At 69.6% G+C, this 6,759-nt stretch carries 5 protein-coding genes; 3 read left to right on the plus strand and 2 right to left on the minus strand.

What is annotated here, in order from left to right:
* Nucleotides 1-37 precede the first annotated feature (37 nt).
* Nucleotides 38-1,609: an alpha/beta hydrolase gene (locus L3Q67_RS17470; protein ID WP_499190502.1), complete on the plus strand. Its 1,572-nt coding sequence runs from the start codon at nucleotides 38-40 to the stop codon at nucleotides 1,607-1,609.
* A 458-nt stretch (nucleotides 1,610-2,067) separates the two neighbouring features.
* Here L3Q67_RS17470 and L3Q67_RS17475 read toward each other — a convergent pair whose 3' ends face one another.
* The gene (locus tag L3Q67_RS17475) at nucleotides 2,068-2,754 is read right to left on the minus strand and encodes a LolA-like protein (RefSeq protein ID WP_499190503.1); all 687 of its coding nucleotides are present in this window, start codon (nucleotides 2,752-2,754) and stop codon (nucleotides 2,068-2,070) included.
* 19 nt (nucleotides 2,755-2,773) lie between these two features.
* Nucleotides 2,774-3,736 (minus strand): GlxA family transcriptional regulator, encoded by a 963-nt coding sequence (locus tag L3Q67_RS17480; RefSeq protein WP_499190504.1) that lies wholly within the window; start codon nucleotides 3,734-3,736, stop codon nucleotides 2,774-2,776.
* Between the two features lie 70 nt (nucleotides 3,737-3,806).
* On the opposite strand from L3Q67_RS17480, the gene L3Q67_RS17485 reads away from it, so the two are divergent.
* Both L3Q67_RS17485 and glnA read left to right on the plus strand, forming a co-directional pair.
* Nucleotides 3,807-5,063: an MFS transporter gene (locus L3Q67_RS17485; RefSeq protein WP_499190505.1), complete on the plus strand. Its 1,257-nt coding sequence runs from the start codon at nucleotides 3,807-3,809 to the stop codon at nucleotides 5,061-5,063.
* 36 nt (nucleotides 5,064-5,099) lie between these two features.
* Nucleotides 5,100-6,443 (plus strand): type I glutamate--ammonia ligase, encoded by a 1,344-nt coding sequence (glnA, locus tag L3Q67_RS17490; RefSeq protein WP_209662127.1) that lies wholly within the window; start codon nucleotides 5,100-5,102, stop codon nucleotides 6,441-6,443.
* The last annotated feature ends 316 nt before the right edge of the window (nucleotides 6,444-6,759 follow it).

Here is a 6,759-nt window from a genome sequence, read left to right on the forward strand (position 1 = left end):
TCGGTGGCACGATCTCGTGGTGCCCCCGTTCCGCTCAGTGATCGCTGTTGTGCTGCCGCTCGCCCTGGTCACCGCCGCCTGCTCGGCCGAAGAACCGGCGGCGAGCCCGCCGCACACGGTGGTCGAGTCCCTGGCGCCGCCGACGCCGCCGCCCGACCCGATGGCCGGTTTCTACGCGCAGACGCTCGCCTGGGGTGAGTGCGCGCCGTTCGCGACGGGTGAGGACAGCAGAGCCGCGTTCCGGGTGCCCGGTCTCGAATGCGCGAGGCTGAGCGTGCCGCTGGACTACGCGAAACCGGACGCGGAGAAGATCAGCATCGGCGTGCTCCGCCACAAGGCGGCGGGGGAGCGGATCGGCTCGCTCGTGGTCAACCCTGGCGGGCCGGGCGGCTCCGGCATGGTGGCCGCCGCGGGCCTGTCCGTACCGGCGGCCAAGGGCGAGGTCGGCAAGCGGTTCGACCTCGTCGGCTTCGACCCGCGCGGGGTCGGCGCCAGCGAGCCGAGGATCCGCTGCCTGACCGACTCCGAGCGCGACGCCGATCGCGCGGACGACGCCGAGACCGACGGCTCGCCCGAGGGCGTGACGAAGCAGGAGAACGAGGCCAGGGAGTTCGGCGTGAAGTGCGCCGAGCGCACCGAACACGGCAACGCCATGCTCGCCAACCTCGGCACCAGGGAAGTGGCCAAGGACCTCGACCTGCTCCGCGCCGCGCTCGGTGACCAGAAACTGAGCTACCTCGGCTACTCCTACGGCACGCAGATCGGTTACACCTACGCCGAGGCGTTCCCGGACAAGGTGCGCGCGATGGTGCTCGACGGCGCGGTCGACCCCGAACAGGACCAGCTCGAAGGCAACCTCGCGCAGATCGCCGGCTTCGGCAAGGCGTTCGGCGAGTTCGCGAAGTGGTGCGCCGAGCAGTCCGACTGCGCACTCGGCCGCGACCCGGCTGGCGCCACGAAGGCCTTCCAGGACCTGACCCGGCCGCTGATCGAGAAGCCGGTGCCCGCCGGGGACCGCAAGCTGTCCTACGAGGACCTGGGGACCGCGGCGATCCAGGCGATGTACTCGGACCAGCTGTGGAAGCAGCTCAACGCCGGGCTGAACGAACTGGAGCAGGGGCGCGGCGACAAGCTGATCGCGCTCGCCGACCAGTACAACGAACGCGGTGCCGACGGGACCTACGGCGCCATCCAGGACGCGTTCACCGCGATCAGCTGCGTGGACAACCCGAAGATCACCGACAAGGCCCGCATCGCCGAACTGGTCGCGCGCGCCAACGAGGCCGCCCCCTTCCTGGACGACGGCAAACCGGACGGCGCGGCACTGGACACCTGCGCCTTCTGGCCGGTGCCGAACACCTCGGAACCCCACACCCCGAAGGTCGACGGCGTGCCGCCGGTCCTGGTCATCTCCACGACGAACGACCCGGCGACCCCGTACGACGCCGGCGTCAACCTGGCTCGGGCGATGAAGGGCAGCCTGCTCACCTTCGAAGGGACGCAGCACACCGTGTTCCTGCAAGGCGTCCCCTGCGTCGACGACGCCGGCACCGACTACCTGATCAGCGGCACCCTCCCCCCACCCACCACCCGCTGCCCCACCCCCTAACCCCCCCGCGAACCCCACGCCCCCGAGCCCCACGTTCAGGCACCCGAGCCCCACGTTCAAGCACCCGAGCCCCACGTTCAAGCACCCGAGTCCACACTCGGGAAGCCGAGTCCCACGTTCAGGCACCCGAGTTCCACACTCGGGCACCCGAATCCCACGTTCAGACACCCGAGTCCTACATTTCTGCAACCGAGTCCCGCACTCGCGCAGCCGAGCCCCACGTTCGGACACCCGAACCCCACACTCAGGCATCCGAGCCCCACATTCAGACAGCCGGGTTCCACGTCCAGGCAGCCGAGTCCCACATTCGGCGCCCAGCTGGGCAGCCCGAGGGACAGCCACGGCCCCACCCCGCCGATGTCACGAATGTGCCTTTCGAGACCTCCAACGTCCCGAAAGCCACATTCGTGATACCGCCAGATCCCCACCCCATGCCGTGAAAGCCACATTCACGGCACTCAGGTCGTCGCCGGGGCCGGTTGGTTCGGGGCCGTAAGGGCCAGTTCCAGCATGATTGCGCCTTCGTTCGCCTGCCGCGGCGGCACCTGCAGCCACACCCGCACCAGGTTCCGCGTCGCCGCCTGCTCGACCCAGAACTTCACGTCCACGTCCGCCTGGATCGACGGCACCACCGCGCTGATCACCGCCTGCGGCACCTTGCCGGTCACCCGGTACGCGTGCACCTCGCCGAGCCGTTCCTTGCCCTCGGTCTCCAGCCCGGTCGCCCCGCTGAGCAGCCGCGGCAACCCGCGCGAGGCGTCCAGCAGCGTCGCCGGGGTGAACAGCGGCGGCACCTCGGTCCGGCTCGCGCCCTGCTGGTCGGTCAGCGTGAGCGTGTCCCCGCTGAGCTGGAACTGGTAGTCGACGCGGTCGTTCGCCTCCTGCACCCCGGCCCGCCCGTGCGCCGACCCGTGCGTCCCGCCCGCGCGGTCCGCGTCGCCTTCGACGTCGAGCACTTCGAGGCCGTCGAGCATGCCGCTGATGCCGAACTTGAAGTGCACGGTGTTCAGCCGTTCGACCGCCGCGGCCGCTTCGCGCACCAGTCCGGCACCGTCCGGCAGCGGCCCGCTGGTGTCCGGCGAAACGGTGCACCCGCCCAGCAGTCCGGTCAACAACAGCAGCCCGAGCAGGCGGCGCGAGAACATGCTGCCCACGTTAGCCGTTTCAGCCGCGCGCGAAGGTCCGGCGGTAGGTCAGCGGCGACACCCCGATGGCCGCGTTGAGGTGCTGCCGGAGCGACGCCGACGTACCGAGCCCCGATTCCTCCGCGACCCGGTCGATCGGCAGCGTGGTGTTCTCGAGCAGGTGCCGCGCGTGCTTCACCCGTTCCTGGATCAGCCACGCCCGCGGCGAGAGCCCGGTTTCCGCGCGAAAACGCCTGCTGAACGTGCGCACGCTCATCCGCGCGTGCTCGGCCAGCGTCGCCAGGTCCAGCGGCTCACCGAGTCGGGCGAGCGCCCAGGCCCTGGTCGACGCGGTGGTGCCGGCGCCTTCGTCGGTGACCGGCCGCTCGATGAACTGCGACTGCCCGCCCTCGCGGAACGGGGGCACCACGGTGTAGCGCGCCGCGGTGTTGGCCACTTCGCTGCCGTGGTCCGCGCGCAGCACGTGCAGGCAGAGGTCCACGCCCGCGGCGAGCCCGGCTGAAGTCAGCACGTCACCGTCGTCGACGAAGAGCACGTTCTCGTCGACCAGGATTTCGGGGTAGAGCGCCTGCAACTCGTCCGCGTAAGCCCAGTGCGTGGTGGCCGGCCTGCCGTCGAGGATCCCGGCCGCGCCCAGCACGAACGCCCCGGTGCAGATCGACATGATCCGCGTGCCCGGCCGGATCAACGCGAGCGCGGCGGCGATGTCGTCCGGCAGCGTGCCTTCGTGCCGCGGTCCCCGCACACGGGTGCCCGGGACGATCACCGTGTCGGCTTCGGCCAGCACCTCCGGCCCGTGGTCGAGCACCGCGGTGTACCCGGCGCTCACCCGGACCGGCTGATCGTCGACCCCGCAGATCCGCACGTCGTAGAGCGCTTCGCCGTTCCGCTCGGCGATCCGGAACAACAGCGCCGGGAGCTGCATGTCGTACCCGACGACCTCCTCGATCGCGAGCACGACGACGCGGTGCGGTTCGGCCATGGCCGGATTCTTTCACATATTGGCGCTCCGGCCACTAGTTGGCCTCTCGAAGTTTCACGAAACTGACCACGTGACTCAACTCCAACAGCGCACCCACCGGCTGCACCGCGCCTGGGTGGTGGCGGCCGTCGCGTTCGTGACCCTGATCGGCGCCGCCGGGTTCCGGTCGGTGCCCAGCGTGCTGATCGACCCGCTGCACGCCGAGTTCGGCTGGGCACGCGGCACGATCGGCGCCGCGGTGTCGATCAACCTCGTCCTGTTCGGCCTGATCTCCCCGTTCGCCGCCGCGCTGATGGACCGGCTCGGCATGCGCCGGGTGGTCTCCTGGGCGCTGATCCTGGTCGCCGCGGGCAGCGGGCTCACCATCTTCATGACCGCGTCCTGGCAGCTCCAACTGCTCTGGGGGGTGCTGGTCGGCGTGGGCACCGGCTCCATGTCGATGGCCTTCGTCGCGACCGTCACCGGACGCTGGTTCGTCCACCGCCGCGGCCTGGTCAGCGGCATCCTCACCGCCGCGGGCGCCACCGGCCAGCTGATCTTCCTGCCGCTGGTCGCCGCGCTGGCCACCGAATACGGCTGGCGCACGGCGTCGATCGTGGTGGCGCTCGCCGCGCTCGCGGTCGTCCCGCTGGTGGCGCTCTTCCTGCACGACCGGCCCGCCGATGTCGGTACCACCGCTTATGGTGGCGAGCCGGAGGCAGCCGTCGCGCCGGTGACGGGCAGCAGCGCGGCCCGCGCGCTGCGCACCCTGCGCGTTGCCGCGCGCACGAAGACGTTCTGGCTGCTCGCGGGTGGTTTCGCGATCTGCGGGGCGTCGACCAACGGTCTGGTCGGCACGCACTTCGTCACCGCCGCGCACGACCACGGCATGCCGCACACCACCGCGGCCTCGCTGCTCGCGCTGATCGGCATCTTCGACGTGGCGGGCACGATCTTGTCCGGCTGGCTCACCGACCGGGTGAACCCGCGGATCCTGCTCGGCGCCTACTACACGCTGCGCGGCCTGTCGCTGATGATCCTGCCCTCGCTGTTCGCGCCGGGTGTGGAGCCGAGCATGTGGGTCTTCATCATCTTCTACGGCCTGGACTGGATCGCCACCGTGCCACCGACCGTCGCGCTCTGCCGGGAGAAGTTCGGCGAAGACGCGCCCATCGCGTTCGGCTGGGTGTTCGCCTCGCACCAGGTCGGCGCGGCCATCGCGGCTTTCGGTGCCGGACTGGTGCGTGACCTGCAGGGCGAGTACGACCTGGCCTGGCTGGTCGCCGGCGGGTTGTGCGTGATCGCCGCCGTGATGTCCATCGCCGTGCCACGCCACCGGGCGTCGTGAAACACGCCGTTAACACGATCCGCATAGGGTGCGGCCATGGATCGCCAGCAGGAGTTCGTGCTGCGCACGCTTGAAGAACGGGATATCCGTTTCGTGCGGCTTTGGTTCACCGACGTGCTCGGGTTCCTCAAGTCGGTGGCGGTCGCGCCCGCCGAACTGGAGGGGGCCTTCAGCGAGGGGATCGGGTTCGACGGATCCGCCATCGAGGGGTTCGCGCGGGTCTACGAGTCGGACATGGTCGCCAAGCCCGACCCGGCCACCTTCCAGGTGCTGCCGTGGGAAACACCCGAGGGCGCGCCGTACTCGGCACGGATGTTCTGCGACATCGCGATGCCCGACGGCTCGCCCTCGTGGGCCGACCCCCGGCACGTGCTGCGCCGCCAGCTGTCGAAGGCGGGCGAGGCCGGGTTCACCTGCTACGTGCACCCCGAGATCGAGTTCTTCCTGCTGTCGAACCTCCCGGACGACGGCACCGAGCCGGAGCCCGCGGACAACGGCGGGTACTTCGACCAGGCCAGCCACGCCACCGCGACGCACTTCCGCCGCCACGCCATCGAGACGCTCGAGGCGATGGGCATCTCCGTGGAGTTCAGCCACCACGAGGGCGCGCCCGGCCAGCAGGAGATCGACCTGCGCTACGCCGACGCGCTGACCATGGCCGACAACGTGATGACCTTCCGGTACGTGGTCAAGGAGGTGGCGCTGACGCAGGGCGTGCGCGCCACGTTCATGCCGAAGCCGTTCACCGACCAGCCCGGTTCGGGCATGCACACCCACGTCAGCCTCTTCGAGGGCGACCGCAACGCCTTCTACGACCCCGAGGACCCGCACGAGTTGTCGGACACGGGCAAGGCGTTCGTCGCCGGCGTGCTGCACCACGCGCGGGAGATCTCCGCGGTGACCAACCAATGGGTGAATTCGTACAAGCGCCTGATCAGCGGCGGCGAGGCACCGACGACCGTGTCGTGGGGCCGGTCGAACCGGTCCGCGCTGGTCCGCGTGCCGATGTACTCACCGGGCAAGGCGTCCTCGCGCCGGGTGGAGATCCGCACGCTGGACTCGGCCTGCAACCCGTACCTGGCCTACTCGGTGATCCTGGCCGCCGGGCTGAAGGGCATCGCCGAGGGCTACGAGCTGCCCGCGCCCGCCGAGGACAACATCTGGTCGCTGTCCGACGCCGAGCGCCGCGCGGCCGGCTACAAGAACCTGCCGCAGAACCTGGGCGAGGCGCTGACCGAGATGGAGCGGTCCGAGCTGCTGCCCGAGGCGCTGGGAGAGCACGTCTACGACTTCTTCCTGCGGAACAAGCGGGTCGAGTGGGACAACTACCGGAGCGCGGTCACCCCGTACGAGCTGCGTACCCTGCTTCCAGTGCTCTGACCTGCGGAAACACCGTTAAGGTACCCCCCTGTTTTCGGGGGGTTGGGGACCATGTAATCTTCTCTTCGTCGCCAGGGAGCGAGCCAGGGCCGAGCGGGGGTTGACTCCGCGAGCCGGACCGGGTAACGTACTGCGACGGCCCCCAGGATGGGAAGGCCAACCCCAACGACTAGATCGAAGCGGTTGGTTGTACTTTGCCCTGGGAGCACTGCCAGACAATGTAGTGTGTTGCTTGAGAACTCAACAGTGTGCTAGTGAACTAAGCCAGTAGAGCTTATATGAAACCCCCTCGTCGGGGTTTCCTTTGAGAATACTA

Source organism: Saccharothrix sp. AJ9571 (assembly GCF_021725495.1).
Lineage (GTDB): Bacteria > Actinomycetota > Actinomycetes > Mycobacteriales > Pseudonocardiaceae > Amycolatopsis > Amycolatopsis magusensis.